General features: G+C 60.2%; 18 protein-coding genes. 17 read left to right on the forward strand and 1 reads right to left on the reverse strand.

Features of this window, described 5'->3' with window-relative positions; genetic code table 11:
- Positions 1–7 precede the first annotated feature (7 nt).
- From PVA48_RS08855 to PVA48_RS08910, 12 genes are all read left to right on the forward strand, one after another.
- Entirely contained in the window at positions 8–244 is a 237-nt protein-coding gene (locus PVA48_RS08855; RefSeq protein ID WP_423231609.1) for a hypothetical protein, read from the forward strand.
- Positions 220–870 (forward strand): L,D-transpeptidase, encoded by a 651-nt coding sequence (locus PVA48_RS08860; RefSeq protein WP_423231610.1) that lies wholly within the window; start codon positions 220–222, stop codon positions 868–870. Before PVA48_RS08855 ends, PVA48_RS08860 begins: the two co-directional genes overlap by 25 nt.
- Complete coding sequence (locus PVA48_RS08865; protein WP_102728459.1) at positions 848–1,489, forward strand: sugar O-acetyltransferase; 642 nt, start codon at positions 848–850, stop codon at positions 1,487–1,489. Before PVA48_RS08860 ends, PVA48_RS08865 begins: the two co-directional genes overlap by 23 nt.
- A 101-nt stretch (positions 1,490–1,590) precedes the next feature.
- The gene (gene rpsO, locus PVA48_RS08870) at positions 1,591–1,845 is read left to right on the forward strand and encodes a 30S ribosomal protein S15 (RefSeq protein WP_022396563.1); all 255 of its coding nucleotides are present in this window, start codon (positions 1,591–1,593) and stop codon (positions 1,843–1,845) included.
- A gap of 148 nt (positions 1,846–1,993) precedes the next feature.
- Positions 1,994–2,611, forward strand: coding sequence for a TetR/AcrR family transcriptional regulator (locus PVA48_RS08875; RefSeq protein WP_102728460.1), 618 nt, complete (start codon positions 1,994–1,996; stop codon positions 2,609–2,611).
- The gene (locus PVA48_RS08880) at positions 2,608–3,273 is read left to right on the forward strand and encodes an HlyD family secretion protein (protein ID WP_423231611.1); all 666 of its coding nucleotides are present in this window, start codon (positions 2,608–2,610) and stop codon (positions 3,271–3,273) included. Before PVA48_RS08875 ends, PVA48_RS08880 begins: the two co-directional genes overlap by 4 nt.
- Positions 3,228–3,617, forward strand: coding sequence for an HlyD family secretion protein (locus PVA48_RS08885; RefSeq protein WP_423231612.1), 390 nt, complete (start codon positions 3,228–3,230; stop codon positions 3,615–3,617). The genes PVA48_RS08880 and PVA48_RS08885 overlap by 46 nt, the downstream gene beginning before the upstream one ends.
- Before the next feature lie 24 nt (positions 3,618–3,641).
- Positions 3,642–5,186: an MFS transporter gene (locus tag PVA48_RS08890; RefSeq protein ID WP_180975189.1), complete on the forward strand. Its 1,545-nt coding sequence runs from the start codon at positions 3,642–3,644 to the stop codon at positions 5,184–5,186.
- Positions 5,183–5,509, forward strand: coding sequence for a hypothetical protein (locus PVA48_RS08895; protein WP_423231613.1), 327 nt, complete (start codon positions 5,183–5,185; stop codon positions 5,507–5,509). The genes PVA48_RS08890 and PVA48_RS08895 overlap by 4 nt, the downstream gene beginning before the upstream one ends.
- Positions 5,440–6,297 (forward strand): TolC family protein, encoded by an 858-nt coding sequence (locus PVA48_RS08900; protein ID WP_423231614.1) that lies wholly within the window; start codon positions 5,440–5,442, stop codon positions 6,295–6,297. Before PVA48_RS08895 ends, PVA48_RS08900 begins: the two co-directional genes overlap by 70 nt.
- The gene (locus PVA48_RS08905; protein ID WP_423231615.1) at positions 6,246–6,581 is read left to right on the forward strand and encodes a TolC family protein; all 336 of its coding nucleotides are present in this window, start codon (positions 6,246–6,248) and stop codon (positions 6,579–6,581) included. The genes PVA48_RS08900 and PVA48_RS08905 overlap by 52 nt, the downstream gene beginning before the upstream one ends.
- A 453-nt stretch (positions 6,582–7,034) precedes the next feature.
- Positions 7,035–9,179 carry a polyribonucleotide nucleotidyltransferase gene (locus PVA48_RS08910; protein ID WP_423231616.1) on the forward strand — a complete coding sequence of 715 codons (2,145 nt, stop codon included), beginning with the start codon at positions 7,035–7,037 and terminating at the stop codon, positions 9,177–9,179.
- Positions 9,180–9,497: 318 nt separating this feature from the next.
- On the opposite strand, the gene PVA48_RS08915 is transcribed toward PVA48_RS08910, so the two are convergent.
- Entirely contained in the window at positions 9,498–10,664 is a 1,167-nt protein-coding gene (locus PVA48_RS08915) for a hypothetical protein (protein ID WP_418177666.1), read from the reverse strand.
- Positions 10,665–10,838: 174 nt separating this feature from the next.
- On the opposite strand from PVA48_RS08915, the gene PVA48_RS08920 reads away from it, so the two are divergent.
- From PVA48_RS08920 to PVA48_RS08940, 5 genes are all read left to right on the forward strand, one after another.
- Complete coding sequence (locus PVA48_RS08920; RefSeq protein WP_423231617.1) at positions 10,839–11,723, forward strand: hemolysin family protein; 885 nt, start codon at positions 10,839–10,841, stop codon at positions 11,721–11,723.
- A complete protein-coding gene (locus tag PVA48_RS08925) occupies positions 11,699–12,172 on the forward strand; it encodes a transporter associated domain-containing protein (protein ID WP_423231618.1) in 474 nt (157 codons plus the stop codon). The genes PVA48_RS08920 and PVA48_RS08925 overlap by 25 nt, the downstream gene beginning before the upstream one ends.
- The gene (locus PVA48_RS08930) at positions 12,169–13,494 is read left to right on the forward strand and encodes a hemolysin family protein (RefSeq protein WP_102728465.1); all 1,326 of its coding nucleotides are present in this window, start codon (positions 12,169–12,171) and stop codon (positions 13,492–13,494) included. The genes PVA48_RS08925 and PVA48_RS08930 overlap by 4 nt, the downstream gene beginning before the upstream one ends.
- 95 nt (positions 13,495–13,589) lie before the next feature.
- Positions 13,590–15,869 (forward strand): tetratricopeptide repeat protein, encoded by a 2,280-nt coding sequence (locus PVA48_RS08935; protein ID WP_102728466.1) that lies wholly within the window; start codon positions 13,590–13,592, stop codon positions 15,867–15,869.
- Between the two features lie 19 nt (positions 15,870–15,888).
- Entirely contained in the window at positions 15,889–16,629 is a 741-nt protein-coding gene (locus tag PVA48_RS08940) for a thioredoxin-like domain-containing protein (protein WP_022396573.1), read from the forward strand.
- Position 16,630: the final 1 nt, after the last annotated feature.

Consider the following 16,630-nt stretch of genomic DNA (forward strand, 5'->3'; position numbering starts at 1 on the left):
CCCCGAGATGAAGTTACCCCTTTTCCATCTGCTGGTTCCCTGCCTGTGCGTTCCGTTCCTGTTTTCCTCCTGCGGCACCACGGGTGGGGGCTCTTCCCCTTCTTCCTCTTCCAATGTTCCGGTGGAGGAAATGACCGGGTATTTTGAGGAAAGCGGAACCATTCCGGGACACCTGCTCAAATGGGAGGACAATCCGTCCCTGCCCGGAAAGTTCTGGTCGTGGTGGACAAGAAGAAGCAGATGATGTACGTGTACCGCGGGACGCACCGCATCGCGTATGCGCCCATCAGTTCCGGAAGGAGTTCCGGCATGACGCCCTCCGGCTATTTCCGCATCGCCTCCAAGGATGCGGACCACCATTCCTATTACGGCGCGTTCATCAATGCCGCCGGGGAGCTGCGGGACGGGGATATACGGAAGGATGCCGCACGGCCCGGAGAAAGGTTTGAACCGGCCAAGATGCCCTATTTCATGAGGGTGAACGGGGCTGTAGGCATTCATGAGGGGTACCTGCCCGGCCGCCCGTCCTCCCACGGGTGCATCCGCATCCCCCATCTGGTGGCGAAGAACCTGTTTGAAGTGGCTCCCGTGGGAACCCGCGTGATTGTCAGAGACGGGGATTGGAATATTCACGAGCTTCAGAAAAAGCCGTCCGGTATTTTCAGAACGGTGCATAAGCCGTCCGCCCAGCGGGCTGGCGCAAATTCAGCTTCCTCCGGGAAGAAGGAGCTTGTAAAGTCAGAGGCGTCCGTAGAGAAGGATGCCGCTGCCATGCCGCCTGTTGGAGAACAGGAAAACGCGCCGCTGCCTTCTTCCGGCGCGGACGCCGTGACCCCCTCTTCATCCCATGGACTCGAAGGACTGGAATAACATGCTGGCCGGGCGTTTGTACCATGCCCAGGATTCCGAATTGACAGCCAGGCGCCTTCGGGCGCGCAAGCTCGTCTTCCGTTACAACCAGTCCGCCCCGGAGGAGGAAGAACTGCGCCGGGAATTGGCGCGGGAGCTCTTCGGCGGCATGGGGGAAAACTGCTATCTGGAACCTCCGCTGCGGTGTGACTATGGAACGAATATCCGGCTGGGGGATCGCGTATATGCCAACTTCAACCTGGTGGTGCTGGACTGTGCCGCCGTCACAATCGGCAGTGATGTGCTGATAGGCCCCAATGTGGGGATTTACACCGCCACGCACCCCGTGGACCCGGGGCTGAGGCGGGACGGTCTGGAATTTGCGCTTCCCGTCACCATTGAGGACGGGGTGTGGATAGGCGGCCATACGGCCATTGGCCCGGGCGTGCGCATCGGGCGCAATTCCGTGATAGGCGCGGGAAGCGTGGTGACGAAGGACATTCCCGCCAACGTGGTGGCTGTGGGAAACCCCTGCCGCGTGATACGGCCCATTACGGAAAAGGACCGCGAGGCCTGGGGTGCGGTGGAAAATGGTGGGGAGGCCGCTACCGCAGGAACGGAGGCAAATTCTCCTGCATGATGAAATTTGAATTGCTTTTGGGGACGGATGGTGCATAGTTGGCGCCCTCACAGTGTCGATTAGCCGCTGCCACGAGCTAAATACATTCAAAGAAAACACTTATGAGTAACGAAATCAATTTGCAGGAATTCAAGATGCATGAAAAGGATTCCGGTAGCTCCAGCTACCAGATCGCCCACCTGACCCAGCGCATCGCCCACCTGACCGACCACCTGAGCACGAACAAGCACGATGTTTCTTCCCGCCGCGGGTTGTTGAAGATGGTGGCTCTGCGCCGCAAGCTTCTTGATTACGTCAAGCGTGAAGATCTGGCCCAGTATCAGAGCCTGATTCAGCGTCTTGGCCTTCGCCGCTAAACGGCGGAGCATATTCCCGTTTGATTCGGCCGTTGCGGTTTTCCGCAGCGGTCGTTTTTTTGCCGCGGGGGGAAGGGCGGTTCCCCGTATTTTTGTTCCGGAAGAGGCCTTGACCTTTAAAAAATGTCTGTTAGCCTGACAGACATCTATGGAACAAATGACACGGGTCCAGCAGAACACGCTGAGAAAAATCGTGGAGGCGGCCATTGAACTGATGAGTGAAAAAGGGTTCCACCGCGTCAGCGTTCAGGAAGTAGGGAAAAAGGCCGGTATTTGTGAAAAGACCGTCTTCCGCTACTTTGCCACCAAAAAGTCCCTGCTGGATGAAATCATCCGGTACCGGGAATATGCCAGCGAACTGAAAAAGGAATTCGAGAACAGGAAAACGTGGGACCTGGCGCATGACCTGAAACTGGCTGCGCGCCTGTACTTCCAGGCGACGAAGGCCAAAAGGAACGCCTTCCGGGCCTACTTGAGCGCGCTGGACTCCGTGGATACGAACGGAGATGATTTTTTGCGCGACCCGCGGGAGCTTCATTCCTTCCTGTGTGACTACATGGGCGCCATGCAGGAAAAAGGAAAGGTCAGGGAGGGGGATGTGGGGCTCATGGTGCGCGCCTTTGTCAATACCCTGCACGGCTACATGCTGATGTACTGCCTGAATGACGACAGCAAGGCATGGCAGGACAAGGTGGCCTCCATGAAGCTGACCATTGGCCTGTTCATTCAGGGATTTTCCCGGCAATGCACATCCTGCGGCGCATGAGCAAGCATTTGAAGGCTATATCACTGGGCAGCATGGCCCTGGCGGCCGTGGGAGCCATCGGCTGGGGAGTCTGGCATTTCCGGGAGAGCCGCACCATGAAAACGGACGACTGCCGCGTGGAGGCGAGCATCGTTTCCGTGGGATCAAAGCTGGCGGAGCGCGTCACCAGCGTGGATGTGGAGGAAGGGGAAACCGTCCGCCGCGGGCAGACGCTTGCCCATCTGGACAGCCGCACCATGCAGGCGCGCCTGATGGCCGCGCGTTCCCGCGTCAAGCTGATGCAGGCCAGGCATGACGAGATGCTGGCCGGCTTCCGCCCTCAGGAAATCGAGTCCCAGCGGGCCAGGACGGCCCAGGCCTCCGCCAGCCTGGAACATGCGCGGCGTGATTACGAGCGCGTTGAAAAGCTGGTGAGGGAGCAGGCAGGCATCAGCTCCGCGGACCGGGACGCCGTACGGGCCACCTACCTGGCGGCGCAGGCGCTGGAGAAGGCGGAGCAGGAGAATCTGGCCCTCAAGCTGGAAGGTTACCGCGAGGAGGAAAAAGATCCGCCCAGGCCCAGCTGGAAGCCGCACGGGCGGAACTGGAGGAGTTGGAAGTGCTGTGCGGGGAATGCGTGGTTAAATCCCCCGTGGACGGCGTGGTGGCCCGCAAGCTGGTGAACGGCGGGGAGATGGTCAGTTCCGGCCAGAAGCTATTTTCTATTGTGGACGGCGGGGACGTCTGGCTCAACGTCCGCGTGGAGGAAACCAAGATAGGGCGCATCCGGCAGGGTCAGGACGTGCAGTTCACGCTGGACGGTTATGACGGCAGGGTTTTTCACGGCACGGTTTATGAAATAGGGGCGGCCACCTATGCGACATTCTCCCTGATTTCCACGGAGAACGTCAGCGGTTACTTCACCAAGGTCATGCAGCGCTTTCCCGTCAAGGTGAGCCTGCCGAAGCCGGAGGATGGCGTAGTATTCCGCCCGGGAATGCAGGGAAAGGTTTCCATTGATTTTTAAGGAAAAAGTATGAGCGGTCCGGTTATGCAAACAATGTTTCCGGCGTGGAAACGGCGCCTGCTGACGGGGATGGCCTGCGCGTGCACGATGCTGACGTTTCTGAATATGGGCTGCATCACGGCGGCCACACCGGATTTGTCAGGCACATTTGTGGTTGGCACCCTGGATGTTTCCTGGTCGGGTGCGGCGTGTCCGCTGGGAACTGCCCTTTCCTTTACCGTGGCGGCGTATCTGTGGGCGCGCATCGGGCTGAGAAGGTCCCTGCGCACGGCCCTGCTGATCATGCTGGCCGGAACCTTGCTGGGACTGGCGGCGGACCATTTCTTCCTCATGATTGCGGCCCGCTTCCTTCAGGGGGCCGGAGGCGGCCTGGCGCTGGTGTACGGAACGGGGCTGGTGAATGCCGCCCTGCCGCCGGAGCGCCGCGGCGTGGCGATGGGCGTGAAACTTTGTTCCATTGGCCTGGCTTCCTGCGCCAGCCCGGTAGTGGGGTGCCTGCTGGTGCAGTACTGGCACTGGCGGGGGCTGTTCGTCATCGTGGGTGCGGCCGCGGCCGTCCTGGCCGTGCTGACGACGCTGTACGTTCCCAACCAGAAGATTCCCAAGGGAGGGAAATTCGATTGGTTTTCCTTCCTGGCGGTGGGGATGGGATGCGTGTGCATGCTGATGGTGCTTATTTACGGGGAGACGGACGGCTGGACGGCGCCCGGCGTGCTGGCCTGGATGTACGGCGGATTTTGTTCCTTTGCCTTGGCCTTCATTTCCTGCATGACCCACCGCACCCCCCTGCTGGATGTCCGCGTGCTGGGCAACTGGCGGTTCCTGTGCGGCCTGCTGGCGTCCCTGTGCAACATCTTCTGCATTTGCTGGGTGCGGGTGGGGACGGTGCAGTTCATGCGCAATGTCATGAACTATGAACCGGTGGGCATTGCCTATGTGTTCATGGTTCTGGTGGCCGGATTTTGCGGCGGCGCGGCGCTGGTGCTCCCCCTGATGCAGAAGGGCAGGCTGGCCCTGCGGGTGGGCATGATGGCGGGGCTGCTGGCGCTGGGCGCCTCCGCCTTCTTCCTGTCCCGGCTGGACGCGGGCTGCTCCTGGCTGGACGTGGCGTGGCCCCTGGGGCTGTTCGGAATCGGTTATGCTTTCTGTTTGAATACGGCTACGCCGCTTGCCCTGAGAGGGGTGGAGGGGCGTTCCGCCGCCGCTTCCTCCCGGACGCTGAACACCGTGCGCTACATCTTTATTTCCCTGTACGTCAGCAGTGTGAGCACGGTATTGGCCCATATGAAAACGGGGTTCCGCTTCAGCATGGCGGAACAGGTAAGGGACGATTCCCCGGGAACGGCGCATACGCTTGACATGTGGCAGAGGCACTTTGCGGAAACCGGCGGCACGGCGCGGGAAATCCATGCATCCGTGGATGCGGTGCTGCAAAAGGCCGTGGCGCTCCAGAGCCAGGTGTTCTCCGTGGATACCTTTTATCTTTGCACCGTGATCGTGGGGGCGGCAGGTGTGCTGTTTGCCCTGTTCTGCCTGAAATCCGGCCAGGAAAGGAAGGCCGCTTCATGAAACGTCTGATGCTTCTTCTCATGGCCGCACTGCTGGCTTCCTGCGGCAGTCCCGCCGTATTTGAAAGGCCCGTCATGGAAATGCCGGAGGGAACGGCCCGGACTTCTCCCGTGGGGACCGGGTGGTGGCGCATCTTCAATGACCGTGCGCTGGACCGCCTGGAAGAAAAGGCCGTGGCTCATAACCGCGATCTTGTCCGCGCGGCCGCCTTGGTGGACCAGGCCTCCGCCCTGGCGGCGCAGGCGGATCCGCCATGCTGCCCCGGGCGGAACTGGAAGCTGGAGCCAGCAGCGAGGAACTGTCCGAAGGTGAACGCTATATGAACAACCTGCCGGACCGGGCGAGGGATTTGTGGTCCATGTCCGGCGTGCTCTCCTATGAAGTGGACCTGTGGGGGAAGTTGCGGGCGCGCACGGAGGTCGCCCGGGCGGAACTGCTGGCTTCCGCCGCCGCTCGGGATGCGGTTTATCTGCGGCTGACGGCGGAAGTGGCCTCCGCCTACATCAATGTGCGCACGTGGGAGGAAAAATGCCTTATCATCCGCCGCGTCCATGCCTCTTATGAACAGACCTGCGCCATGTATGAAAAAAGGTTTGTGCAGGGGCAGTACCCGGAGCTTGCCCTGCGCCGCGTCCAGGCGGAGCGCTCCAAAACGCTGGCCCAGCTCAGGCTGTCGGAAAACGAACTGTCCCGTGCTGAAAGCGTGCTGTCCGTGCTGGTGGGGGACAGTCCCAGGCAGGTGATGAAGGGCGGAAGGCCCGGCGGGGGTAATGCCGCCCTGCTGGCTTCTCCTCCGGTCATTCCGGCGCGGCTCCCTGGTGACATGATCGAACGCCGTCCGGATATCTGGGAGCTGGAATCCCGGCTGAAAGCCGCCTTTTACGGAAGGGAGGCGGCGCGGAAGGACAGGTTCCCGTCCCTGGTGCTGACGGGGCAGCTGGGGCAGGTCAGCACCCAGTTGAACGAACTGCTGAACCAGTCTTCCAGAAATTATGAATTGGGAGCGGGCATTCTCCAGACCCTGTTTGACGGGGGAGGAAGCGAGCCGTCGTGCGCGCCGTGGACGCCAAATGCGCCGCCGTCCAGGCCGCGTATGAGCAGGCTGTCCTGAACGCTTTCCGGGAAATCAGGGATGCCCTGGTGGAACGCCGCAAAAGCGCGGAGGTTTACGAGGCCACGCTTGATGAAGTGAACTGCCTGCGCCGCAGCTGGGACATTGCGTCCAGGCAGTATGAGGCCGGGTATGTGGGGCTGATGGATGCCCTGGATACGCACAGGAGCCTGCTGAGCGGGGAGCTGGACATGGCGGATGCCGCGCAGATGCGGCTGAATGCCGTCGTCAAATTCTGCAAGGCTCTCGGCGGCGGATGGCAGCGGCGCCCCGGTTCCTCATGAGGAACGGTTCTTGCCGCCGGGGATGCCCCCATCTGCTCCGGAGGAAGTTTTCCGGCAGGGAAGGGAGGGGATGTCCATTCCCGGCAGGTGGCGGGGAAAAGCACGGAACAGCGGGGCTATCAAACTATTTGCTTGCATTCTCCTTGACAGGGCTTATGCTGGCATCCGACGTTCGGGGACTCGTTTCCCGGTGCGTTTCTGTCGGGCATGCCTTGAGAAATTTTCGGATTTTCACAGGCTGTCAAGCCGGTAAGACTGGGCCGGAGCGTTTGATCCATCTGGGATGTGCGCCCTGCCGCGCGGACAGTGTTCCCCTTTATTTTTGGGAAAAGGCTGCTGCGGATAACACTCTTCCTGAGGCACTGCCCGTACCTGACGCCATTCAGGCTTCCCGCCCGGAGCCGGTCTGAATGGGCTGATGAGGCTGCGGGTGACTGAAAGACAAGAAATATAATGAGCATACATTCAGTTGAATGCAACGTTGGTACGAATCCCATCACGATTGAAACCGGAAAAATGGCCCGTCTGGCAGACGGCGCGGTTGTCGTCCGCAGCGGCGATACCGTCGTTCTCGTGACCGTGGTGAGCGCCACCAAAGTCAAGGAAGGCCAGACCTTCTTCCCCCTGTCCGTGGAATACAAGGAAAAGGCCGCTGCCGCGGGCATGTTCCCCGGCGGTTACTTCAAGCGTGAAGGCCGCCCCACGGAAAAGGAAATCCTGACGTGCCGCATGACGGACCGCCCCCTGCGCCCGATGTTCCCCAAGGGCTACTTCTATGATACGCAGGTGATCACCCTTCTGCTTTCCGCCGACGGTGAAAATGAACCGGACATTCTGAGCATCAACGGCGCTTCCGCCGCCTGCGTCGTTTCCGACCTCCCCTTTGCCGAACCCGTGGGCGCCGTCCGCGTGGGCCGCGTTGACGGCCAGTTCATCATCAACCCGACCAATTCCCAGCGTGAAAACAGCCAGCTTGACCTGGTGTTTGCCGGGACGAAGGACCAGGTGATCATGATTGAAGGTTCCGCCAACGAACTGCCGGAAGAAGACTTCATCGCCGCCCTGCGCCTGGCTCAGGAAAACGTGAAGGTTCTTTGCGAAAAGCAGGAAGAGCTCCGCGCCGTCTGCGGCAAGGAAAAGCGTTCCTACGAACTCTGCCTTGCCAAGCCGGAACTGCTGGAAATCGGCTATGAAATCGCCGGTGACCGCATTGAAGACGCCATCTATGCCGCCTCCAAGGTGGAACGCCAGAAGAAGGTGGGAGCCCTGCGCGACGAAGTGGAAGCCGCCATCAAGGAACGCCATCCGGAAGCTACCGATTTTGACGTGGAACAGGTCTTTGAATACATTCAGAAGAAGGCCTTCCGCATCTCCATCATGGACAAGGACAAGCGCGCCGACGGCCGCGCCCTCAAGGAACTGCGCCCCCTGACCGCGGAAATCAACGTGCTGCCCTCCGTGGTGCACGGCTCCGCGATGTTTGCCCGCGGTGAAACCATGTCCCTCTGCCTGGCGACGCTCGCTCCGATGGAAGAACGCCAGTACATGGACAACTACACGGGCAGCGTGAATGAAAAGCGCTTCATCCTGCACTACAACTTCCCGCCCTTCTCCGTGGGCGATACCGGTCGTTTCGGCGGTCAGAACCGTCGTGAAATCGGCCATGGCGCCCTGGCGGAACGTTCCATCGCTCCGGTTGTCCCGAGTGAACAGGAATTCCCGTACGCCATCCGCATTTCTTCTGAAATCATGGAATCCAACGGTTCCACCTCCATGGCTTCCGTCTGCGCGGGCACGATGTCCCTGCTGGCGGCCGGCGTGCCCCTCAAGCGCCCCGTGGCGGGCATTTCCGTGGGCCTGGTGACGGAACAGAATGACCAGCATGAAATCACCACGTACAAGACCCTTCTGGACATCATCGGTTCCGAAGACTTCTACGGTGACATGGACTTCAAGCTTTGCGGCACGTCTGAAGGCGTGACGGGCTACCAGCTGGACCTCAAGCTGCCCGGCATCCCCCTCTCCATTCTGGAAGAAGCCATCCACGTGGCGAAGGCCGGACGCACGGACGTGCTGAAAGTCATGAATGACGCCATTGCGGCTCCGGCCCAGATGAGCCCGAATGCTTCCCGCATTGAGACCACCAAGATTCCCGCCGACCGCATTGGCGAGCTGATTGGCCCCGGCGGCAAGAACATCAAGGCCATCCAGGCTGAATCCGGCGCCGACATCAACATTGAGGAAGACGGCACCGTGCACATCTACGCCTCCAAGCAGGAAGGCCTGGACCGTGCGCTGGAACTGGTCACCCGCATGTTCAAGACCATTGAAATCGGTGAACTGTACACCGGCAAGATTGTTTCCACGACCACCTTCGGCGCGTTCATGGAAGTGCTTCCCGGCAAGGACGGCCTGATTCACATCTCCGAGCTGGCCGAAGGCCGCACCGCCAAGACGGAAGACGTCGTTAGCGTGGGAGACGTGGTGACTGCCAAGTGCATCGGCATCGACGACAAGGGCCGTGTGAAGATGTCCGTGCGCGCCGCTCTGCGCGACGCCAAGGCAGCCGAAGCGGAAGCCGCCGGCATCACGGAATAACGGTTTTTCCATTGAGCCTTTAAACTTCCAGCCCCGTTTCCGGTTTGTTCCGGGAGCGGGGCTGTTTGATTGTTTAAGGGGGGGGTTGACTGTAAGAAGGGAAGGGCTGTTCGCGTGATCTTCCGGATGTTTTTTTGCTGTTTCAGGGAGGAGCCGGGAAAAATCAGGCAGCCAAGGAGAACAGGCTGCGGAAGAAACCGGAAGGCGGTTTTGTTTTTGCAGCGGTATGTTTCTGGACCGCGGGCTGGATTCGCGCCTGCGTTATTGCCGTTCCTTCCGTAAGAAGATTTTTTTGCCGTACGGCATTCCTGCGGGACGTCAGGGATGTTCCTTTTTCTGCACGGACGCCGTTTTCACTTCAGCAGAAGGAGGCGTGCACAGAAAGCGGCCCAGCAGATCCAGCGTGGCTTTCACTTCCTTCAGGTCCGCCAGCTCCCGGGGAGAATGCATGTAGCGGATGGGGGGGCCCAGAAAAGCGGCGTGGCCGCCGTAAAGCTTGACGGGGACGAAATTGGCCATGCCGGGCGGGAAAGCGGCGTCCTTCTGGAACGGAATCCCGTGTTCTTCCGCCAGTTGGAGCAGTTGGGCAGTGATAGGCTGGTAAAAAATTTTGTCATGAGTAAAAATGACGGGGCCTTCCCCCATGGCCTGGCGGCTCAATCGCTCGTTTTCTTCACGGGGCGGCAGGTCGTCCAGCTGGACGGTATCCAGCGTGCAGTCAATAACAATAGCTAGTTTGGGACGGTTCCTGCCGCAATACGCCGTGGCTCCTGCCAGCCCTGTTTCTTCCTGGGAGGAGGAAAGGAGCGTGACGTGGTATTTCAGGTCTTTTTTGTGCCGGGACAGGAAGGAGGCCAGCTCCATCAGCATGAAGGAATTGAGGCGGCAGTCCAGGCCGTGGGCCATCAGGCGCGTGCCGTGCAGCAATTCCGGCTTGGTGGAGGGAACGCCGCGCCGGCCGACGCTCAAGCCCATTTCCCGTGCTTCCTCCGCGCTGGATGCCCCTGCGTCAAACAGGATGTATTCCCCTCCTGCCGGAAGGGGCTCGCGGTTCAGCCACCAGCCGGGAACCGCCCCGGCAAAGGCGGTGACGGGGCCGTGTTCCCCGTCAAAACGGTAAGGGCAGGAAAGCATGGACTGGAAGTCCGGAAAGCCGACGGGCCTTACTTTCAGAAAGCCGGACGGAGTGATGCCTGCAATGACAACGCCCACTTCGTCGGCATGGGCGTCTATCAGCAATTCCGGTGCGTCCGGGTCCGGGCTGCGGAACGTAGCCCAGGCATTTTGATGCGCGTCCGTGCCGGAACTGTCCGCCAGGGGCGCCACGTGCTTGAGCCAGAATTGCTGGAGGGGGGCTTCCGCTCCGGAAGTGGAGGGGATGTCCAGCAGGGAAGCCAGACGTTCCATGGACTGGCCGCTGAAAGGCGGCTGCGTTTCCGGCATGGAGGCCACGCAAAGGTTGAAAAGAAGCAGTGGAAGCAGCAAAAAGCGGATAGAAGGCATTCCCCAGCCTATCATGGAAGAAGGGCGGGAAGCAATGCTGGAGGAATGAAGTGCGCGGTCCGCATGGCAGATTTTTTTGTTTCCCGTTCTTGACAGGATTTTTTTGGTTCCTATGATGCGGATGCCCGTTGCGTTTTACGGACACCCCCGCCATACATGATTCTTTTTATCATCTTCGTTATTCTTTTCCTGATTCTGGTCAACGCCTTTTACGTTGCCGCAGAATTCGCAGCGGTGAGCGTGCGCCGCAACATGATCCGGGAGATGGCGGAAGGCGGCAGCAAGGTGGCTGCCCATTTGCTGAGGATTTTGGAAAACACGAAGGAACTGGACCGCTACATTGCGGCCTGCCAGTTCGGCATTACCATTTCCAGCCTGATTCTGGGTGCGTACGGCCAGGTGGAACTGTCCGCCTACCTGCTCCCCCTGTTTGAACGGTTTGGCGGCATGGATTCCGTGATGGCCAATTCCGTAGCCGCCATTGTAGTGCTGGTCGTCCTGACGGTCCTGCAGGTGATTCTGGGGGAACTGATGCCCAAGTCCCTGGCGCTGCAGTTTCCCAAGCAGGCGGCCCTGTACACGTATTACCCCATGCGCTGGACGCTGACCTTCTTCGCATGGTTCATTGACTTCCTGAACGGAAGCGGTCTTCTGCTGCTTAAACTGTTCCGTCTGCCCCCCGGAGGCCACCAGCACATCCACTCCCAGCAGGAGATCAACATGCTGCTGGATGAAAGCCACCAGGGCGGCATGCTGGAGGAGGATGAACACGAACGGCTGCACAGCGCGCTTTCCCTGGCGGAACGTACGGTGGAGCAGATCATGATTCCCCGTTTCCAGCTCGTCTGCCTGGATGTGGACGCTACCCAGGAGGATATTCTGAACATGATTGCGGACAGGCCCCATACCCATATTCCGGTGTATGAAGGAAACCGGGAGGCCGTCATCGGCATGCTGCACATCAAGGACATGGTGGCCGCGTATGCGGAAAAGGGTGTTCTGCCCCCCTGCGCTCCATGCTGCGGCAGGTGCCGTGCGTGATGGAGATGCAGACGGTGGAGATGCTGATGTCTCGTCTGCGGGAGGACAAGGCCAAGGAAGCCTTTGTGCTGGATGAGTACGGCAAGTTCGTGGGGCTGGTGACGCTGGAACGGCTGCTGGGTGAAATGGTGGGGGATATTGATGAGGAATTCATCCGCTCCGGGGAAAAGGTGGAATACCTGCCGGACGGTTCCGTGCGTATTCCCGGCATGATGCGCGCCCATAAGGCGGAATGCCTGGTGCCCTTCCTGATGAACGGCGCCACCACAGTGGGCGGCTGCGTGATCAAGCACATGTCCTGCATTCCGAAGGAGGGGGACCGCCTGATTATTGCGGGGCGCGTGCTGGTGGTGGAAAAGATGGACCACAACCGCGTTTCCTCCATCCTTCTGTTGCCTCCGGAGAAAAAGGAGGATGAACCTGCCATGGAAAGCGGGGTGGAATCATGATGACGATTTTTATTATTCTGCTGCTGATTGTACTGAACGGCCTGTTTGTGGCCGCGGAATTTGCGCTGCTTGGCGCGCCCCGCGCGGCTCTTGAGCAAATGGGGGCGTCCGGCAACATGGTGGCGCGCCGTGTTTCCCAGATATTGAAAACGCCCCGTTTGCAGGACCGCTACATTGCCACGGCCCAGCTCGGCATCACATTCGCCAGCCTGGGGCTGGGCATGTACGGGGAGCATGCCGTGGCCAGATGGCTCCACGAATGGCTGGCCCAGTACGGCTGGGCCTCCTGGCTGGTGGCGCATGGCGCAGCCAGCGTTCTGTCCGTAGCGGTGCTGACGTACCTGCACATCGTGCTCGGGGAAATGGTGCCCAAGGCTCTTTCCCTCCAGTACGCCACGAAGCTCTGCCTCATCATTACGATGCCCATGTACGTGATTCAGCTCTGCCTGTATCCGCTGGTGGTGGGCATGAACACCCTGGGCAACTTCTTCCTGAGGCTGCTGGGCGTGGACAGGAATGAATCCAAATCCCATTACCATTCTGCGGAAGAACTTCAGTACATCATTGAGGAAAGCCATGAAAACGGCGCCCTGCCGCAGGAATCCGGCCGCATCATGGACGGCCTGTTTGACCTGGAAGACCTGTATGTTCACCAGGTCATGACTCCGCGCGTCAGGATAGACGCCATTCCGGAAAGAGCTGGGCATGAGCAGATAAGGGAAATCGTGCGCCGCACCCGCCGTACCCGCTACCCTGTCTACCGCGGGGACCTGGACCACGTGGTGGGCATGGTGCATGCCCGTGACCTGTTCCGCATCATGCTGCGCGGGAAGGCCCTGACGTCCGAATACATCCACGCCATTCCCAAGGTGCCCAAGACGGTGAAGTTTGACAACGTGGTGGAGATCATGAGGAAGGACAATGTGCGCCTTGCCATCATTCTGGACGAGCATGGGGGAACCTCCGGCCTGCTGACCCTGACGGACGTGTTTTCCGAGGTGATGGGCTGGGACCGCGGCCGCATCAGAGTATTGACAGACCTGCCGCGGGACGCAGTGGGCTTCTCCTGCGACGTGTCCGGACTCGCCCGTATTGAGGAGCTGGGGGAAGCCATGGACATGGACTTGCAGAGTGAGGAAATCGATACTGTGGGCGGCCTGATTCTCAATCTGCTGGAAGCTCCGGCGGAGGAAGGGGACACTGTGGGCTACCGCGGCCTGGAATTCAAGGTGACCCGGACGGAGAACGGCGGTGTGGAACGCTGCACCGTAACCCGGATTACTCCACTGATGCGGGAGGAAGCTTTGGAAGAAGAGGAATAATCCGCGGGACTCAGGCGGGAATGCGCCGGAACCGCGTTGCTTTGTGCAAAAGTTCCTTGGTGGAGCGCGTATGATATGGCAGAATATTTTCCGTCATGTCCCAACCTGAGTCCGCCGATGCTTCCATGAAACGCCCCTCCATGAAAAAGTGGGTTGTTCTCCTTGTTGTTCTTGGGGCGCTGATCGGGGTAGGCACGATGATGAAGGCATGGATGGACCGGCGTTCCGGCGCGGAGGCCCAGCCGGCCGTTTTCTCAGGCGGCAGCGAGCACTGGGACCAGAATGAAGTTCCCATCTCCATGCAGTGCGGGGCTTGCCATGAAAAGGAATTCCGGCAGTGGGCCGGATCGGATCACGCCTGGGCGTTCCGCAAGCTGGGGGACCAGTGGGAATCTGAGGCGTTCCATAACATGAAGCTGAACGCCCACGGCAGCATTCTTCAATTCTCCACAAATGCAGAGGGGCGCATGGTGCATGACGGCCAGTCCTCAACCTCCTGGCGCGCGGACTGGGCCACGGGGAGAATCCCCCTGGTGCAGTACCTGGTTCCCGCCAAGGACGGCGGTTATCATACCCTGAGCGCCGCGTGGGACGTGAACCGCAAGGAATGGTTTGATATCTTTGGCAAGGATGCCCGGCAACCAGGGGACTGGGGGCACTGGACGGGCCGCGGCATGAACTGGAACACGCAGTGCGCGTGGTGCCACATGTCCCTGTTCCATAAAAATTATGATCCGGTCAAGGACCGCTATGCCTCCACCTGGACAGAACCCGGCGTGACCTGCATCCAGTGCCACGGCCCCTTGCTGGATAAGCCGGAGGCGGGAACGGGATGCATGATTTCCACCAAAAACAAGCTGACGCCGGAGCAAATTCACGACAACTGCGCGTCCTGCCATGCCCGGCGGGATGAATTCGATCACGATTTTGCCGTTGGCGACCGTTTTGACAACCATTTCCAGCTCGTGCTTCCCGTACAGCCCGGCGTTTTCTGGCCCAACGGCATGCAGAGGGATGAGGATTATTGCGAAACCGGGCTGCGCCTGAGCCGCATGGGCAAGGCGGGCGTCACCTGCCTGGACTGCCATGACCCGCATACGGGAACGCTGAAGCTTCCGCAGGAGGATAACACGCTCTGCCTGCGGTGCCACGGCACCGGGGAGGCGGTAAACGGCGTAAAAGCCCCCGTCATTGACATGGCCAGGCATACGCCGTGTCCGCAGTCCAGCATGGGCGCCCGCTGTGTGGAATGCCACATGCCGGAAAGCCTGTACATGGCCCGCGATCCGCGCAGGGACCATTCCTTCAATTCTCCCGATCCCCTCCTGAGCGTGGAGCTGGGCATTCCGAATGCCTGTACCATGTGCCACCGGGAAAAGAGTAATGAATGGGCCGCGCAAGCGGTGGAAAAATATTACGGGGCCAAGCCCAAGATGGCGCAGTACAGGGACCGCACCCGGGCCGTGCAGCGTGCCTATGAAGGGCGGGAGGATGTGCTGCCCCTCCTGATGGAATGCTTCAAGCGGGAGGAAGTGGGCGCATGGCGCGCGACGCTGCTGGATCTGATGGATGCCTGGGCGCATGAACCTGCCGTTCAGGAGCTGGCTGCAGCGGCGGTCAAGGATCCGGACTCCCTGACGCGCGCCGCCGCCGCCAAGGTGATGGGCCGTGCGGGCAATCCCGCCGCGGGCAAACTGCTCAATGATCCCTTCAAGGTAGTGCGCCTGCAGGCGGAGTGGGCCCTCCGGGATTCCCTGCCGCCGGACAGCCCCGGCATGAAGGAGCTGACCGCCGCCGCCCTGCACCAGGCGGACCAGCCGTCCGGGGCGATGAAGCTGGCCCAGATAGCCATCAGCCGCAAGGATGCGAAGGCGGCAGAACAGTGGTTTGCCAAGGCTTTGAAATGGGATGCCACCTCTTCCGTGGTGCACCGGGATTATGCCGTTTTCCTGGCCTCCCAGGGCCGCAGCGGGGAGGCGGTGGACCAGATGAGGGAGGCCGTGCGGCTGGCTCCGAAGGATGCCAATCTGTGGTATCTGCTGGGCCTGGGCCAGATTGAAAACAACGATGAGCCGGGCGCGCTGGAATCCTTTAATGAAGCTCTGAAAATAGAACCCTCCTTCATCCGTGCCCTGTTCAACCGCGCCCTGCTGAATGAAAAGGTGGGACGGCTGGAACAGGCTCTTCAGGACCTGGAAAACTGTTCCTCCCTGGACAAGGAGAATGCGGATATTCCGTTCACGCTGGCGGTGATGCTTTACCGCAACGGACGGTACCGTGACGCCGCCGCCGCCGCCGCGGAAGCCCTGCGCCGCGATCCTGGGCACGCGCAGGCAAGGCAGATTTTGGAATCAGCTTCTCGACATGGAAGGTAAGAAGTAGTATATCAGCGTTATGCGCATGAAATTTTCCCCCTGGCGTATTCTGCTGGTGTCCGCATTCGTAGCGGGTTCCTCCTTCTGTTTTGCGGACGCTCCCGGAGCGTCGGAGGATCCGTCCCTCCGCATTTGGACGAATAAAAGCACGGGCAGTACGGTGGAGGCACGTCCTATTGCCTTGAACATGAAGACCGTCAAGCTGGTAACTACGGCCAAAAAGCCCATCACCATGCCGTTGGAAAAGCTTTCCGAGGAAGACCGCGCGTGGCTGGAGGAACACAAGGAAGTGATAGGCAAGCCTGTTGCGGAATGGTCCTCCGTGCCGTCCGGCCCCGTGGCGGAGGAAATGAAGGGGAAAACCTACATGCTGGAAAACGGCAAGCTTGAAAAGAAGGACGGGAAGCTGAATCCCGGGCATTTCATCCTGTATTTCAGCGCAAGCTGGTGCGGCCCGTGCTGCCGGAATGCGCCCCACAGCGTGGAGGCCTACAACAAGGCGGTGAAGGACAACCCGGATGTGGAAGTGATCATGTGCAATCTGGACCAGAACCTGGAAGCCGCCCAGAAATGGGCCGCCGCCAACAACATGCCCTGGCCCATCCTGCTGAGGCAGGATTTGACGGAGCTTGCCAAGAAGGTGGCTCCGCGCGGCATCCCTACGATGATTCTGGTGGATAAGGACGGCAAGCCCATCCAGTCTTCCCAGGACATGGAACAGTTGGTGAAAGCCGCTGGTTCAAGCCGTTCCTCCCGCTAAG

Source organism: Akkermansia sp. JRP_AM1, assembly GCF_049262625.1.
Lineage (GTDB): Bacteria > Verrucomicrobiota > Verrucomicrobiia > Verrucomicrobiales > Akkermansiaceae > Akkermansia > Akkermansia massiliensis.

What these genes read in the sequence shown, in the direction of transcription:
- PVA48_RS08925 (WP_423231618.1), top strand. Translation starts at nt 11,699, where the DNA reads ATGCTGCGGCAGGTGCCGTGCGTGATGGAGATGCAGACGGTGGAGATG.
- rpsO (WP_022396563.1), top strand. Translation starts at nt 1,591, where the DNA reads ATGAGTAACGAAATCAATTTGCAGGAATTCAAGATGCATGAAAAGGAT.
- PVA48_RS08895 (WP_423231613.1), top strand. Translation starts at nt 5,183, where the DNA reads ATGAAACGTCTGATGCTTCTTCTCATGGCCGCACTGCTGGCTTCCTGC.
- PVA48_RS08940 (WP_022396573.1), top strand. Translation starts at nt 15,889, where the DNA reads ATGCGCATGAAATTTTCCCCCTGGCGTATTCTGCTGGTGTCCGCATTC.
- PVA48_RS08865 (WP_102728459.1), top strand. Translation starts at nt 848, where the DNA reads ATGGACTCGAAGGACTGGAATAACATGCTGGCCGGGCGTTTGTACCAT.
- PVA48_RS08910 (WP_423231616.1), top strand. Translation starts at nt 7,035, where the DNA reads ATGAGCATACATTCAGTTGAATGCAACGTTGGTACGAATCCCATCACG.
- PVA48_RS08855 (WP_423231609.1), top strand. Translation starts at nt 8, where the DNA reads ATGAAGTTACCCCTTTTCCATCTGCTGGTTCCCTGCCTGTGCGTTCCG.
- PVA48_RS08900 (WP_423231614.1), top strand. Translation starts at nt 5,440, where the DNA reads ATGCTGCCCCGGGCGGAACTGGAAGCTGGAGCCAGCAGCGAGGAACTG.
- PVA48_RS08935 (WP_102728466.1), top strand. Translation starts at nt 13,590, where the DNA reads ATGTCCCAACCTGAGTCCGCCGATGCTTCCATGAAACGCCCCTCCATG.
- PVA48_RS08890 (WP_180975189.1), top strand. Translation starts at nt 3,642, where the DNA reads ATGCAAACAATGTTTCCGGCGTGGAAACGGCGCCTGCTGACGGGGATG.
- PVA48_RS08875 (WP_102728460.1), top strand. Translation starts at nt 1,994, where the DNA reads ATGGAACAAATGACACGGGTCCAGCAGAACACGCTGAGAAAAATCGTG.
- PVA48_RS08930 (WP_102728465.1), top strand. Translation starts at nt 12,169, where the DNA reads ATGATGACGATTTTTATTATTCTGCTGCTGATTGTACTGAACGGCCTG.
- PVA48_RS08880 (WP_423231611.1), top strand. Translation starts at nt 2,608, where the DNA reads ATGAGCAAGCATTTGAAGGCTATATCACTGGGCAGCATGGCCCTGGCG.
- PVA48_RS08920 (WP_423231617.1), top strand. Translation starts at nt 10,839, where the DNA reads ATGATTCTTTTTATCATCTTCGTTATTCTTTTCCTGATTCTGGTCAAC.